At 66.7% G+C, this 15,173-nt stretch carries 9 protein-coding genes, 1 tRNA gene and 1 pseudogene; 7 read left to right on the top strand and 4 right to left on the bottom strand.

Annotated features, from left to right (window positions below; translation table 11 throughout):
- Positions 1–3 precede the first annotated feature (3 nt).
- Positions 4–642 (bottom strand): TetR/AcrR family transcriptional regulator, encoded by a 639-nt coding sequence (locus AC5Y21_RS16725; RefSeq protein ID WP_499913839.1) that lies wholly within the window; start codon positions 640–642, stop codon positions 4–6.
- A 176-nt stretch (positions 643–818) separates the two neighbouring features.
- On the opposite strand from AC5Y21_RS16725, the gene fdh reads away from it, so the two are divergent.
- The 3 genes from fdh to nrfD are packed head-to-tail and all read left to right on the top strand — an operon-like array spanning position 819 to position 6,164.
- On the top strand, positions 819–4,109 hold the full coding sequence (gene fdh, locus AC5Y21_RS16720; RefSeq protein WP_499913837.1) for a formate dehydrogenase: 3,291 nt from the start codon (positions 819–821) through the stop codon (positions 4,107–4,109).
- Positions 4,109–5,095 (top strand): 4Fe-4S dicluster domain-containing protein, encoded by a 987-nt coding sequence (locus AC5Y21_RS16715; protein ID WP_499913835.1) that lies wholly within the window; start codon positions 4,109–4,111, stop codon positions 5,093–5,095. Before fdh ends, AC5Y21_RS16715 begins: the two co-directional genes overlap by 1 nt.
- Positions 5,096–5,102: 7 nt before the next feature.
- Complete coding sequence (nrfD, locus tag AC5Y21_RS16710; RefSeq protein WP_499913833.1) at positions 5,103–6,164, top strand: NrfD/PsrC family molybdoenzyme membrane anchor subunit; 1,062 nt, start codon at positions 5,103–5,105, stop codon at positions 6,162–6,164.
- Here the strand turns inward: nrfD and selD are convergent.
- The gene (gene selD / locus AC5Y21_RS16705) at positions 6,161–7,138 is read right to left on the bottom strand and encodes a selenide, water dikinase SelD (RefSeq protein WP_499913831.1); all 978 of its coding nucleotides are present in this window, start codon (positions 7,136–7,138) and stop codon (positions 6,161–6,163) included. The two genes, nrfD and selD, sit on opposite strands and share 4 nt — an antisense overlap.
- A 149-nt stretch (positions 7,139–7,287) precedes the next feature.
- Between selD and AC5Y21_RS16700 the strand changes: the two genes are divergently transcribed.
- From AC5Y21_RS16700 to AC5Y21_RS16685, 4 genes are all read left to right on the top strand, one after another.
- Positions 7,288–7,380 (top strand) — tRNA-Sec (locus AC5Y21_RS16700).
- A 32-nt stretch (positions 7,381–7,412) separates the two neighbouring features.
- Entirely contained in the window at positions 7,413–8,720 is a 1,308-nt protein-coding gene (gene selA / locus AC5Y21_RS16695) for an L-seryl-tRNA(Sec) selenium transferase (protein WP_499913829.1), read from the top strand.
- A gap of 3 nt (positions 8,721–8,723) precedes the next feature.
- A complete protein-coding gene (gene selB, locus AC5Y21_RS16690; protein ID WP_499913827.1) occupies positions 8,724–10,517 on the top strand; it encodes a selenocysteine-specific translation elongation factor in 1,794 nt (597 codons plus the stop codon).
- Positions 10,518–10,805: 288 nt separating this feature from the next.
- Complete coding sequence (locus AC5Y21_RS16685) at positions 10,806–12,410, top strand: SulP family inorganic anion transporter (protein WP_499913825.1); 1,605 nt, start codon at positions 10,806–10,808, stop codon at positions 12,408–12,410.
- Between the two features lie 76 nt (positions 12,411–12,486).
- Here the strand turns inward: AC5Y21_RS16685 and AC5Y21_RS16680 are convergent, their stop codons facing one another.
- Together AC5Y21_RS16680 and AC5Y21_RS16675 are read right to left on the bottom strand one after the other, a co-directional pair.
- Complete coding sequence (locus AC5Y21_RS16680) at positions 12,487–13,707, bottom strand: acyl-CoA dehydrogenase family protein (RefSeq protein WP_499913823.1); 1,221 nt, start codon at positions 13,705–13,707, stop codon at positions 12,487–12,489.
- A 408-nt stretch (positions 13,708–14,115) separates the two neighbouring features.
- Positions 14,116–15,173, bottom strand: a pseudogene (locus AC5Y21_RS16675) (adenylate/guanylate cyclase domain-containing protein); the annotation flags it as partial.

The following is a 15,173-nucleotide window of genomic DNA, read 5'->3' as shown; positions in this document are numbered from 1 at the left end:
GGTTCAAACTCCTGAAATAGATTGTTGTTCGGAATTTTTGGGGTCATTGGTGTACCGCGCCAGAACGCTGAGGGTCTGGTTGACCCAGGCCTCGAAGTAGCGGTCGTCGTCGATATTGCCGGGGGAGCGGCCGGTCAGTGCTTGCAGCGTGGCGGCGTAGGACAGCGACCCGATGGCAACGGCCGCGACGGCCTCGGGATCAGGGATGCGTGTGCGGCCGGAGCGATTCGACTTGGTCAATTCGTCGGCGAACCGTTGATAGGCGTTGTCGGTGATGACCTGCCACGTCTTCTCGTCGAGATCGCCGAGCTCGTCGGGTTCGCGAAGCATGACCTTGAGCAGGTCTTCGCTCTGTTTCAGGTTGTCCCAGATCAATCGGCCCGCGGTGCACACCGCTTGTTTCACGCCGCCTGGTTCCTCGGCGTCGTACTGCTCTCGCGCGGACACGATGCTATCGATGCGGTACTGGACTGCGGCCTCTAACAATTCGCGCTTGGACGCGAAGTGCTTGTACAGCGCACCCGATCCGGGCGCCAGACCGGATGCCCGCTGGATGTCGGCCACCGACGTCGCCGCGTATCCCTTGGCGGCAAAGAGCTTCAACGCCGCGGCCAACAGCCGGGCACGTCCCGAGTTGGGCATGGTGAGAGAGTACTCACTCACTTGAGGTTGGGCAAATCGCGTCCTCGCTTTCCCGCATCGAACCTGCGCTCACGGCGTGCGAATTGCCGAAACCGTAGCCGTGGACGCAGTCTCGACGCCGTGGACGCAGGCTCGAAGCGGTTCAAGTTCGTCATGCAGCGCACTAGGCTACGAAGATGGCTGAAAAGAATGGCTTGACGCGTCTTTTCCTAGAATGGCCCGTTGTCCGTCAGTTGCGCTCGGGGGATGTGCTCGGCCGCGGACCGGCGGTGACGTCTAAACATACCCGCGCCATCGCCCCGCGCACATCGACCGCCGACCGGGTGGTGCAAAGTGTGTGCCCCTACTGCGCGGTCGGTTGCGGGCAACGGGTTTATGTCAAGGACGAGAGGGTTGTGCAGATCGAAGGCGATCCCGATTCGCCGATCTCGCGCGGCCGGCTGTGTCCGAAGGGCTCGGCCAGCGAGCAGCTCGTCAACTCCCCGGGACGGCAGATCAAGATGCTCTACCGTGCCCCCCGCTCCACCGAATGGCAGCCGCTGGATCTCGACACCGCCATCGACATGGTTGCCGACCGCTTCGTCGACGCCCGCCGCAATGCCTGGCAGGACATCGACAAGAAAGGCCATCCGCTGCGGCGCACGATGAAGATCGCCGCGCTTGGCGGCGCGACGTTGGACAACGAAGAGAACTACGTCATCAAGAAGCTCTTCACCGCCGCGGGTGCCATCCAGATCGAGAACCAAGCCCGTATTTGACACTCCGCCACGGTTCCCGGTCTGGGAACCTCCTTCGGGCGCGGCGGCGCCACCCAGTCACTGCAAGACATGGCCAACGCGGACTGCATCGTCATTCAAGGCTCGAACATGGCCGAGTGCCATCCGGTCGGTTTTCAGTGGGTAGAAGAGGCCCGAGCCAAGGGCGCCAAGGTGATTCACGTGGACCCACGGTTCACCCGTACTTCGGCGGTGTGCGACAAGCACATTGCGATCCGGGCCGGGTCCGATGTGGTGCTGCTGGGCGCGCTCATCAATCACGTCCTCACCCATGACCTGTGGTTCGAGGAGTACGTGCTCGCTTACACCAACGCCGCGACCCTGATCAACGAAAACTACCGGGACACCGAGGATCTCGGCGGTCTGTTCTCCGGCTTTGACCCTGATACCGGCCACTACGACCCGTCCTCGTGGGCTTATGCCGAACACGAAGCAGAGCAGGACGCCGATCACGAACACGGAGCCAGCGCCTCGGAGCGCGCGTCGGGAGATGAGCTCGGCAGTGGTGGGCCCCCGCTTCCGCATGCCCAGGTGGTGCGCGACCAGACCCTGCAGCATCCGCAGACGGTGTTCCAGATCCTCAAACGCCACTACGCCCGCTACACACCCGAGATGGTGCGCGACGTCTGCGGCATCAGCATCGAGGACTTCTACTACCTGGCGCGGACCGTCGTCGAGAACTCCGGTCGCGAGCGGACCACCTGTTTCGCCTACGCCGTGGGATGGACCCAGCACACGCTCGGTGCCCAATTCATCCGCACCGCAACGATTTTGCAGCTGCTGCTCGGCAATGTCGGACGCCCGGGCAGCGGCATCATGGCGCTGCGCGGACACGCCACCATCCAGGGCTCCACCGATATTCCGACGCTGTTCAACCTGCTGCCCGGCTATCTGCCGATGCCCAAAGCCGGCGTCCACGACACCTTTGGCGAATACGTCGAGGCGGTCGGGCCGAAGACCCAGAAAGGCTTCTGGGCCAACGCCGACACGTATATCGTCAGCCTGCTCAAAGCCTGGTGGGGTGAGGCCGCACACGAAGACAACAACTGGGCCTACGACTACCTGCCGCGGATCGATGGACCACACGGCACGTATCAGACGGTGATGGCGATGCTCGACGACGAGGTCGACGGATACTTTTTGTTGGGCCAGAACCCGGCCGTCGGATCGGCGCATGGTCGCATGCAGCGCCTCGGCATGTCGCACCTGAAGTGGTTGGTGGTCCGCGATCTCAACCTCATCGAGTCGGCCACCTGGTGGAAGGACGGGCCAGAGATCGCGTCCGGCGAGTTGCGCACCGAGGACATCGACACAGAGGTGTTCTTCTTCCCCGCCGCCACTCACGTCGAGAAAGCCGGGTCGTTCACCCAGACCCAGCGGCTGGTGCAATGGCGGCATCAGGCGGTCGCGCCGCCGGGTGACTGCCAGAGCGAACTGCAGTTCTTCGTGGAGCTGGGCAAGCGAATTCGTGCGCGGCTGGCCGATTCGACCGACGAACGTGACCGCCCGCTGCTCGATCTGACGTGGGACTACCCCATCGACGAGCACGGCGAGCCCGATGCCGAATCCGTGGTCGCCGAGATCAACGGCTATCACGTTTCTGGTCCCGACGCCGGCAAGCCCGTCTCCGGGTACACCGAACTACGCTCCGACGGTTCGACGTCGTGTGGCTGTTGGATCTACTCCGGGGTATACGCCGACAGCGTCAACCAGGCCGCCCGTCGGGTGCCGCACGGCGGTCCGACGCCGAGTCAGTCGGAATGGGGCTGGGCCTGGCCCGCCGACCGCCGCATTCTCTACAACCGCGCGTCGGCCGACCCCGACGGCAAGCCGTGGAGTGAGCGCAAGAAGTGCATCTGGTGGGACGAGCAGCAGGGCCGCTGGGTGGGCGACGACGTGCCGGACTTCCCGGTCGACCGCGCTCCGAGCGCCCGGCCGGATCCCGGCCTTGGCGGCCCGGCAGCGCTGGCGGGTGATGACCCGTTCGTCATGCAGGCCGACGGCAAGGGCTGGCTGTTCGCGTCCAAGGGTATGGTCGACGGCCCGCTGCCCACCCACTACGAACCGCAGGAGTCGCCGGTCGCCAACGCGCTCTACCCGCAACAGCAGAGTCCGTCGCGAATCATGTTCCCGCGCAAGGACAATTTGAGCGCACCGAGTGCCGGCGACCCTGGGGCTGAGGTGTACCCGTACGTGTTCACCACCTATCGGCTCACCGAGCATCACACCGCGGGCGGCATGAGTCGCTGGCTGCCCTACCTGTCCGAGTTGCAGCCCGAGATGTTCTGCGAGGTATCCCCGGAGTTGGCCGCCGAACGGGGCCTGGAACCCTACGGCTGGGCCACCATCGTCTCACCACGCGCAGCTATCGAGGCCAAAGTGCTTGTCACAGAACGGATGAACCCGCTGGTGATCGGCGGACACACGGTGCACCAGATCGGGCTGCCCTACCACTGGGGGGTGGGGGGTGACGCGGTGGTGAGCGGTGACGCGGCCAACGACCTGCTCGGCGTGACCCTGGACCCGAACGTACAGATCCAGGAGTCCAAGGCCGGATCCTGCGACATCCGTCCGGGCCGCCGGCCCCAGGGCGAGGCGCTGCTGCGCCTGATCGAGGAGTATCAGTCGCGGGCGGGTGCGACGGTGGAGACGGGTAACGTGCGGGTCACCCGGCCGGAACGGGAGGACTGATGGGCCAACTGGCTGGACCAACTGATCCCACCGCCGACGCGCGGTGGCCAGATCCTAAGCCGCGCAAGGGTTTCTTCACCGACACATCGATCTGCATCGGCTGCAAGGCGTGCGAAGTGGCATGCAAGGAGTGGAATCGAAACCCGCTTGACGGTGACCTGCAACTGCTGGGCTCGTCGTACGACAACACCGGCCACTTGGGTGCCAGCACCTGGCGGCACGTCGCGTTCATCGAGCAGGGCCGCGAACGTATCGAGGAGGCGCGGGAGTCCGGCCGGGCGCTGGTGAACCTGGGCATGCCGGCCGTCCCCGGCTCGCCGGACACTGTGGACACCAGCCCGCCGGACACCCCGGAGTTCCGCTGGCTGATGGCCTCCGATGTGTGCAAGCACTGCACGCACGCCGGCTGCCTGGACGTCTGCCCGACGGGCGCGCTGTTCCGCACCGAATTCGGCACCGTCGTCGTACAAGACGACGTCTGCAACGGCTGTGGCACCTGCGTGGCCGGGTGCCCGTTCGGCGTGGTCGAACGGCGCAGCGACGGGACGTACACGACGCCAGCCCAGCGATCCGATCATCCGGCCGAAACACCCGTCACCGGCCCCGTCACTGGAGTAGCCCAAAAATGCACCCTCTGCTACGACCGCCTCGTCGAAGATCAGGTACCGGCCTGCGCCAAGACCTGTCCGACCACGTCCATCAAGTTCGGTGATTGCGACGACCTGGTAGGGCAGGCACGGGATCGCGTCGCCGAACTACACGCGCGTGGCCTCACTGAGGCCCGCCTCTACGGCGCCAACGAGCACGACGGCGTCGGCGGCACCGGATCGATCTTCCTGCTACTCGACGAGCCCGAGGTCTACGGCCTGCCGCCCGACCCGCGGGTGCCGACCGCCGACCTGCCGCAGATGTTCAAGCGGGCAGGGATGGCCGCCGCGGGAATGGTTGTCGTGGCGGCCGTCGCTTTCCTTCGAGGGGCGAGGTGAAGCGGCGGTGAGCTCGTCGGAGTACGACAGCCTGCGGCCTCCGCAGCCGGGCAAGCGTTCGCAAAGGGGGGTCCGGCGGCGCCGTCGCGACGAGTCATTGATGGTGCCCGAAGCGGAGTTCACCAGCTACTACGGGCGTCCCGTGGTCAAACCGGCGCCGTGGGGTCACGAGGTAGGGGCGTACTTGTTTCTGGGTGGGGTGGCGGGCGGGTCTGGACTGCTCGCCGCCGGAGCGCAACTCACCGGGCGGCCGACGCTGCGCCGCAACGCACGCTTGGCCGCGCTGGTCGCCGTGATACTCAGCGCGGCCGCGCTGGTCAAGGACCTGGGTCGGCCCGAGCGGTTCGTCAACATGCTCAGGACCATCAAACTCACCTCGCCGATGAGCCTCGGCTCGTGGATCCTCAGCGCCTTCAGCGCGGGTGCCGGCGTTGCCGCGGCGGCCGAGATCGACCAAATGACGGGCGAACGACTTCCGTTGGGGCCGTTGCGTTCCGTGCTGCGCGTGGTCGAAGGGCCCGCCGGTTTGGAAGCCGCACTATTCGCGCCGCCGCTGGCGGTCTACACCGCGGTGCTGCTCGCCGACACCGCGACCCCGACCTGGAACGCCGCCCACGAAGACCTGCCGTTCGTCTTCGTCAGCTCTGCCAGCCTTGCGGCGTCGGGCCTGGCGATGATCACCACTCCCGTCGTCGAGGCCGGTCCGGCGCGTCGGCTGGCCGTCCTCGGCGTGGTCGGCGACCTGGTCGCGACGAAAGTCCTGGAACACCGGATGGACCCGGTGGCCGCCGAGCCACTGCATCACGGCAAGCCTGGCCGGATGCTGCGGTGGAGCGAGCGGCTGGTCATCGCAGGCGGAGTGGGCACGCTGCTGGGCGGCCGGCATCGCGGTGTCGCGGCGTTGTCCGGTCTGGCCCTGATGGCGGCGTCGGCGCTCACCCGGTTCGGCGTATTCGAGGCGGGTCTGGAATCCGCCCGCGATCCGCGCTACACGATCGAGCCGCAAAAGCGCAGGCTGGCCGCGCGCCGTGCGGCGGGTATCACCGACGACTCGATCACCACCGCCTAGCGGATTTCGATGCCGTGGCCGGCCACGGTGTGGCCGATGACGGGATGGCCGGGTAGTTCGCCGACCAGCAGCAGGCCGCCGGATGTCTGCGCGTCGGCCAGCAGCAATAGGTCGTCTTCGGTGACGCCTGCTGTCTGCCGCAGGTGGGGCCGCACCCAGTCGAGGTTGCGGCGGGTTCCACCGGAGACGAACCCGTCGCGCAGCGCCTCGCGTGCGGCGTCGATGACCGGCACCGCGGCGCGCTCGACGACGGCACCCACCTGGGAGGCCCGGCACATCTTGTGCAGGTGGCCGAGCAACCCGAATCCGGTCACGTCGGTGGCCGCGCGCACCCCGGCGGCCACGGCAGCAGCGGCGGCGTCGCGATTGAGCTGGGTCATGGTCGCGATCGCTTCTTTGAAGACCTCGCCGGTCTGTTTGTGTCGGTTGTTGAGCAACCCGACACCGAGCGGTTTGGTGAGGGTGAGCGGCAGACCCGGTTCGGCGGCGTCGTTGCGCAGCAACTTGCTGGGAGCGGCCACACCGGTTACGGCCATGCCGTACTTAGGTTCCGGGTCGTCGATGGAGTGGCCGCCGATCACTGGGCAGCCCGCTTCGTTGGCCACCGCGAGACCCCCGCGCAGTACCTCGGTCATCAGCTCCAGCGGCAGCAGCTCCCGCGGCCAACCGACGAGGTTGATCGCGATCACCGGGCGTCCGCCCATCGCGTAGATGTCCGAAAGCGCGTTTGCTGCGGCGATGCGGCCCCAGTCGTAGGCGTCGTCGACGACCGGGGTGAAGAAGTCAGCCGTGGACAGTACGGCGAGGTTGCCGACCAGCACCGCGGCCGCGTCGTCGCCGTCGTCGAGCCCGACGAGGACGTTGTCTGTCGGCTGCCCGATCAGACCGCGAACAGCGTCTTCGAGCTCGCCGGGCGGGATCTTGCAGGCGCAGCCGCCGCCGTGCGCGTACTCGGTGAGGCGCGTCGTGGACATGGGCCGAGCGTACGTGCCAGTGGTGACCGAGGCGCATCGTCACAGCTGCCACATCAGCCCCCGCGCCGGAGTGGGTGGCTTTCCCGCCGACAGAGGCCAATGTGGCGGGTGTGACATCGAGGGCCGAGTCTCACGCTAGGTTTACCCGTGGAGGCGTTTGGGTTCCTGGTGGTCCCCCCGGTCTTCAAAACCGGTGAGATCGAGCAGCTCGGTCTGGCGGGTTCGATTCCCGTCCGCCTCCGCGAGTCCGCCGAGGATCCAACGAGGAGAGGACGTGACGCAGGTCGACCCGCGGCGCCTGATTCCACGTACGGATCAGCTACTGGCGCTACCGGCTGTGCAACGGGCGCGAGCACGGTTGGGCGAGCATGTCGTCAGAGCGGTGGTGCACGACGTCCAAGAGCGGGCTCGCCGCGGTGACCTAGCACCCGACCAGGTGGAGGACGGCGTGATGGCTTCATTGGTCGCGCGCACGACCACGGCGTTACGTCCCGTGCTGAACGCCACCGGCGTCGTCGTGCACACCAATCTGGGCCGTGCGCCGCTGGCGCCGGGGGCGGTCGAAGCGCTGGTCGCGGCCAGCGGCTACGTCGACGTCGAACTAGACCTCATCACCGGTACCCGCTCCAAGCGGGGGGTCGCTGCGCGGGAAGCTCTGCTGACTGCCTGTCCGGCGGCCGAGGACGCGCTCGTGGTCAACAACGGCGCGGCAGCGCTGGTACTGGCGACTACCGCGCTGGCTGCCGGTGCTGAAGTGGTGGTGAGTCGCGGGGAGCTGATCGAGATCGGCGCCGGATTCCGGCTGCCTGACTTGATCGCCTCGACCGGCACGCGCCTGCGTGAAGTGGGCACCACCAACCGCACTCATCTGAAGGACTACGCCGAGGCGATCGGGCCGCACACCGGGTGCGTGCTCAAGGTGCACCAAAGCAACTTCCGGCTGGAGGGCTTCACTGCGACCGTTTCGCTGACCGAGTTGCGGGCGTTGACCGCGGAGCGGGGAGTGCCGTTGGTCGCCGACCTGGGCAGTGGACTGCTGGCGCCCGACCCGCTGCTGCCCGATGAGCCCGATGCCGCAACGGCGCTGACCGACGGCGCCGACGTGGTCACCGCCAGTGGCGACAAACTGCTCGGCGGACCGCAGGCGGGCGTAGTGCTCGGCCGGGCCGATGTGGTGGCCCGGATGGCACGGCACCCGCTGGCGCGCGCCGTCCGCGCCGACAAACTCACCCTCGCCGCGCTTGAGGCGACCGTCCGGGCCGGTGTTTCCCCGGTGACTCAGTTCCTGCACGCCGACCCCGAGCGGCTGCGGGCCCGGGCCGAGCGCCTCGCCGCGGCGGTCGGCGCGTCCGTCGTCGCACACGATGGCCGGGTCGGCGGTGGCGGAGCTCCGGGCGTCCCACTGCCCGGATGGGCGGTTCGGCTTCCCGAATCCGCGGCTGCCCTGCTGCGTTCCGGTGACCCCGCGGTGCTGCCGCGGGTGCACGACGGCGCCTGTCTGCTGGACCTGCGCTGCATACCCGAGTCCGACGACGATCGCCTGCTGGCCGCTGTCCGCGCAGCGTTAGGTGCGGATCTTTAGATCGTGCACGTCACGAACGTCATAGCCACCGCCGGCCACGTCGACCATGGCAAGAGCACCCTCATCCGTGCCCTCACCGGAATGGAGCCGGACCGGTGGGAGGAGGAGCGTCGACGCGGGCTGACCATCGACCTCGGCTTCGCCTGGACCACGCTGCCGTCAGGCCGCGCGATCGCGTTTGTCGATGTGCCGGGCCACCAGCGCTTCCTAGGCAATACCCTGGCCGGCCTTGGTCCGGCGCCGGTGGTCTGCTTCGTCGTGGCGGCCGACGAGGGTTGGCAGGCGCAGTCCAGCGACCATCGAGATGCCATCGCGGCGTTGGGAATTCGGCACGGCGTGGTCGCGATTACCCGCGCCGACCGGGCAGCCGAGCGCGGAGCCGAGGTACTTGCGCAGACGCGCGCGCAGCTGGCCGAGACGGGTCTGCGCGACGCGCCCGGGGTGATCGTGTCCGCGGTCGACGGCACCGGCCTGCCCGAGTTACGCGCCGCCTTGGATCGCGTCCTGGCCCAGGTGCCCGCCCCCGATACCACCTCCCGGCTGCGGCTGTGGGTAGACCGTTCCTTCACCATCGCGGGAGCCGGCACCGTCGTGACCGGGACGCTCACGGCCGGGACCCTGGCCCGCGGTGACCGATTGGACCTGCTCGGCGCGGAGCGTGTGCGGCCGGCCGTGGTCCGCGGTCTGCAGAGCTGCGGCGAGCCGCACACCACCCTTGGACCCGTGACGCGGGTGGCGCTCAACCTGCGCGGCATCGCGCGCGATGCCATCCACCGCGGCGACGCCCTGGTCACTCCCGACGCCTGGCCGAGCACTCGCGCGCTCGACGTGCAGCGCACTACCGGCAGCCCATTGACCGAGGTCGGGGCGCAACTCATCGTGCACGTCGGTACCGCGGCCGTACCCGCGCGGCTGCGAGCTTTCGACGACGACCACGGGCGACTCACGCTCGACCGGCGGCTGCCCCTGGTTCTCGGCGACCGGCTGGTGTGGCGTGCCCCAGGCAGCGCTCGACTGCTCGGCGGTGCTCAGGTCCTCGACGCCGATCCGCCGGTGTTGCGCCGACGCGGCGCTGGCGCCCGCCGCGCCGCGGCGCTGGTCGACATGGACGCCCGCGGCGACGTTGCCGCCGAAGTGGCCCGTCGGGGTGCGGTGGAAGACAGCCACTTGCGTCGGCTCGGGTTACTGCCGGAGGCCGTACCCGCGCAGGTGCGGGTACTAGGCGGCTGGTGGGTGCATCGGCCGACATATGACGCGTGGCAGCAGCGACTACGGACAGCGGTCGACGAGCTGCACGCCCGAGATCCGTTGGCTGGTGGGCTATCTCGCGGAGCGGCGCGTGATCTGCTTGCCCTGCCCGACGAGTCGTTGCTTGATGCTATCGCCAGCGACGCGGGGCTCGAGCAGGAAGGCGGTCACATCCGGGTAGCCGGTGCTCGTGGCGATCTCGGCGGCGCCGAAGCGGCGGTAGGCGAGCTGGAATCCCGGCTGCGGGCTGAGCCGTTCCGCGCGCCGGAGGCCTACGAGCTGTCGGCACTGCACCTTGGTGCGCGCGAACTGGCCGCGGCCGAGCGGGCCGGCCGGGTGCTGCGGTTGCGCGACGGCGTGGTGCTCCTGCCCACGGCGCCCGCGCTGGCGATGCGGGAGTTGGCCCGGCTCGAGCAGCCCTTCACCACAAGCCAAGCGCGGCAGGCCCTTGCCACTACCCGACGTGTCGCGATCCCGCTGTTGGAACACCTGGACGCACGCGGCTGGACCCGCCGATTGGACGCCGGCCACCGCGAGATCGTGCGCTAAATGGGGTGAGCAGACGCAAAATCGCGCAAAACCGCTCCGTTTTACGCGATTTTGCGTCTGCTCGCGGGGCGAAAGATTTGGATTCGCTATGCACCCCGCCCGTCGAGTTGACCGTGTCGGAACGCGCCAATACCTTCACAGGTAGGGGCTAGGCATTCGCAGCTGAACGACGAAGTTGGCGCAGAGCGTAAACGCTTGTGCTCCGGTACTTTACACCGATGCCATCTACCGCACGATAGGGGCGGATATCGCGACGTCCCCCGCTACGACCTAACGAGGGAGCAACCGATGCAGCATGCCCAACAGCAGGACGTTGAAGATGGTCCGGTATCACGAATTGGGCGCTTGCGCGCGGTAATCCGACACGACTTGCCCGCATCACTGGTTGTGTTCTTGGTCGCACTTCCGCTATCGCTGGGAATCGCAATAGCTTCGGACGCGCCTGTGCTCGCCGGTCTGATCGCGGCGATCGTCGGGGGCGTCGTCGGCGGAGCCGTTGGCGGCTCGCATTTGCAGGTCAGTGGACCCGCGGCCGGGCTTACCGTCGTCGTCGCCGATCTCATCGCAGAGTTCGGCTGGGGGATAACGTGTTTCATCACCATGGTCGCGGGCGTTATGCAGATTCTGTTGGGGCTCAGTCGCGTTGCGCGAGCAGCGCTCGCGATCTCACCCGTCGTCGTACACGCGATGCTGGCCGGCATCGGTATCACCATCGCGCTCCAGCAAACCCACGTGCTGCTCGGCGGCGAATCACAAAGCACAGCCTGGGAGAACGTCACCGGTCTGCCCGCCCAAATTCTCGGTGCACACCGGCCAGGGCTCATCCTGGGTCTGCTTGTGATCGCCATCATGATCTTGTGGCGCAAGGCCCCTCGCCGACTGGCCCGCATTCCGGGTCCGTTGGTCGCCATCGTGGTCGTGACCGTCATCTCGGTAGTGCTTCCGTTCAATGTGTCGCGCATCAGGCTGGATAGCTCGATCCTGCAGGCGGTGCACTTGCCGACGGTGCCCCACGGAAACTGGGGAGCTATCGCCATCGGAGTAATCACGGTCACGCTCATCTGCAGCGTCCAGAGCCTGCTGACCGCAGTTGCCACCGACAGGATGCACAACGGACCGCGCACTGACTTGAATCGCGAGTTGCTCGGTCAGGGCGCATCAAACATGGTGTCGGGCGCCATCGGAGGGCTTGCCATCGCTGGCGTGATCGTCCGAAGCTCGGCGAATATCAATGCGGGCGCAAAGACCAGCGCGTCGACGATCCTGCACGGTTTCTGGATTCTAGTGTTTGCCCTGCCTTTCGCAGGTCTGGTCGAACGAATCCCTACCGCGGCGCTGGCGGGCCTACTCATCGTGATCGGAATCGAGTTGCTGAAGCCGGCTCATATCGAAACTGCTTTACGCAACGGCGATCTCGCTGTCTACCTGGTGACCGTGGTCTGTGTCATCTTCCTCAATCTCCTGCACGGGGTATTGATCGGGCTCGCGCTGGCCGTCGCGATGACGGGGTGGCGGGTGGTACGGGCGAAGGTGGCCGCCGAGCAAGTTGGCGACGAATGGCACGTGGTCGTCGAGGGCGCCTGCACGTTCCTGGCCTTGCCCCGGCTTACCCGCGTGCTGGCGTCGATGCCGCAACGTGCCACTGTCACCGTCGATCTCGCGGTCAACTACCTCGACCACGCCGCACACCAGGCCATCAGCGACTGGCAGCACCAGCACACCGCTACCGGTGGAACGGTCCGGATCCTCGGTGGCATGGAGACGGGCCGGCTCGCACGCCGTGCCGTGCAGGATCTGATCGAACCCGAAGTACCGAAAAGCGAAGTCCCCGAGCCTGAATCGGCGAACCGAACCCGGCCGAGCTTGATCGAGACGATTTCCGAGAAAACCTAGCGGTACTGCAGGGTCGTTTCCGCGCGATCGGGAAATCCTTCGAGCGTCGAAGGCGCGAAGTCACTCCCTGACCCCTTCACGTCGACGTTCCTTCGCGGTACTTACGCAACTCCTGGCTCGCGATCGCTCGCTTGTGCACCTCGTCCGGACCGTCGGCCAGGCGCAGCGTCCGCAGGTGCGCCCACGCCATGGCCAGGGGGAAGTCGTCAGTCACCCCGCCGCCGCCGTGCACCTGAATCGCCCGGTCGACGATCTTGAGGGCGATGTTCGGCGCGGCCACCTTGATTGCGGCGATCTCGGTGCGGGCCGCTTTGTTGCCGACGGTATCCATCAGGTATGCGGCTTTGAGGGTGAGCAGCCGGATCATCTCGATATCGATGCGCGCCTCGGCAATCCAATCGCGCACATTCGCGTTCTCACTAATCGGCTTTCCGAAGGTCACGCGGGACTGCGCACGCGTACACATCAGCTCCAATGCTCGCTCTGCCATGCCAATCGCGCGCATGCAGTGATGGATACGACCAGGGCCCAGCCGGGCCTGGCTGATCGCGAAGCCCTCGCCTTCGCCCTTGAGCACGTCCGTCAGCGGCACCCGCACGTCGTCGAAGTCGATTTCGGCGTGCCCTTCGCGGTCCTGATAGCCGAAGACCGGCAGGTTGCGCCGCACCGTGATCCCCGGCGCGTCGATTGGCACCACCAGCATCGACTGCTGGCGGTGCGGAGCCGCTGACGGGTCTGTTTTCCCCATCACAATCAAGACCCTGCAGTTACGGTGCATCCCGTTGGACGCAAACCACTTTCGCCCGTTTAGAACAAACTCGTCGCCGTCGCGGACCATCGACATCTCGACGTTCGTCGCGTCCGAACTCGCCACCGCAGGTTCGGTCATCGCGAAGGCGGACCTGATCGTGCCGTCGAGCAACGGCTTGAGGTAACGCTCCTTGTGCTCGTCGGTGCCGAACAGGGTGAACACCTCCATGTTGCCGGTATCCGGAGCGCTGCAGTTGCAGGCTTCAGACGCGATGTGACTGCGGCCCATGATCTCGGCCAACGGCGCGTATTCGAGGTTGGTCAGGCCCGGCCCCCACTCGGGATGGGGATGAAATAAGTTCCACAGCCCGCGCTTTCGCGCCTCGGCCTTGAGCTCCTCGAGAATAGGCGGATGAAAGTGCGGGTCACCCGCTTCCCGCATCTGCTCGTCGTAGACGGATTCGGCGGGGTAGACGTGTGAGCCCATGAAATCGAGCAAATCCGATTGGTATTGCTCAGCGCGCTCGGAAACATCGAACAGCGACATGCGGTCTCCTCAGGAAGTCAAGAAGTGGTGGCTATAGCATTGTGCGCCGACCTTGACTCCTTGCGGCAGTCGAGGCGCGCGGACATCGGGGTGATCGTCCAAATCGCCGGCAATGCTTGAGTGTTTCAAGTCATCTCAGCCCTTTTTCACACCGACCCGACGATCTCGCCGCTGGGCACGCCGACTCGCTCGAGCGCCTTGTAGAACCGCCTCGGTAGGGTCCCCGACGGCGCACGGCCGACGTCGCCAGAACGGGAGCACCCGCTCACCATGCCTCCCTCGGTGCGCATCTGGTTTATCAAGCCGGCGATGGCGTCGTGCCAACACCTCGCTGGAAGCGACATCGCGGGCGCCGACGCCGGCGCTATCGAAGATGCGGTCCGCAAGGTTGTTACAGCGCTGGCTAATTCAGCTATCCTCCGGTGACTCGAACGAGTCGCGTTCAATCCGGAAGAGTTTGACCTCGGCACTCACACCTTTCAGCCGTCGTGCGCCGATCGAAAACCACTCGAAGTTCCCGGCGTTGCCGACGGCATCGCGCGTCGACTCAGCGGCCAGAACCGTCCCGGGCTGTGCAGCGGCAGTGACCCGGCTAGCCAGGTTGACTGGACTCCCAAACCAGTCGCCCGCGCGGGTGACTGCTGACCCGGACGCAACACCAATCCTCAACGGCGGCAAGTCGTTCGCCGCGGCAGCGGCCAAGTCCAGCACCGCGTGCAACAGAGGGGTGGGGTCCGGACAGGCCAACATCACCGCGTCGCCGATCGACTTCACGAACCGAACCGGCGCTATCACCACGTCGTGTGCCAAATCCGCGAGCCGGCTGGCCACCCGTTCAAGGTCTTCGGCCGGTAGCGCTTCGCCGAGCCGCGTGAAGCCGGCCACATCGGCGAAGGCGATGGTGACGGGACGCGCACCCGGCAACGTTCCAGCGGCTCGTTCCGCCGCGTTTAGGGCCTCGTTCTGCACCGAATGACGCAGTTCCAGGCGCATCAGGTCGTCCATCATCGGCGCCAGCAACGGAAGCGCCACCTGGGCCAGTTGCTCGGTTGCCTTAGCCAGCTCGATCTCGGAAGAACCAGGTCGTAGCAGGGTCTTGAGGGCCGCCTCACGCATCATTGCGGCGGCATGCCCCAGGCTTTCCACCAGCATCCGCATCACGGCGACCGCATCGTCGGGGTCATAGCCGATATCCAGAAAGACTTTGGCGTGTTTCACCGCCTCGGCGTCTGCGCGCGGCAACACGGCACACCGAGCTCGATCCCGGTCGACTCGCAGATTTCGCGCGCAGACACCAGTGTTCCGTCATCGCCGAGGACCCGGTAGGCGGGCAGCATCATCGGCGCGGCACCCGATTCGCGAATGTGCTCGAGACTGAAACCTCGATCGAGTAACCAGTCGACCAGCTCCACGCGGTCCTGGCGCGCGGCGCCCTCAAGTCCATCGAGCAGACCCGACGCTTCTAT

The sequence above is a fragment of the Mycobacterium sp. NGS41 genome (assembly GCF_059812725.1).
The sequence above is the reverse complement of the archived record's forward strand: the minus strand, read 5'-3'. Positions and strand labels throughout refer to the sequence as shown.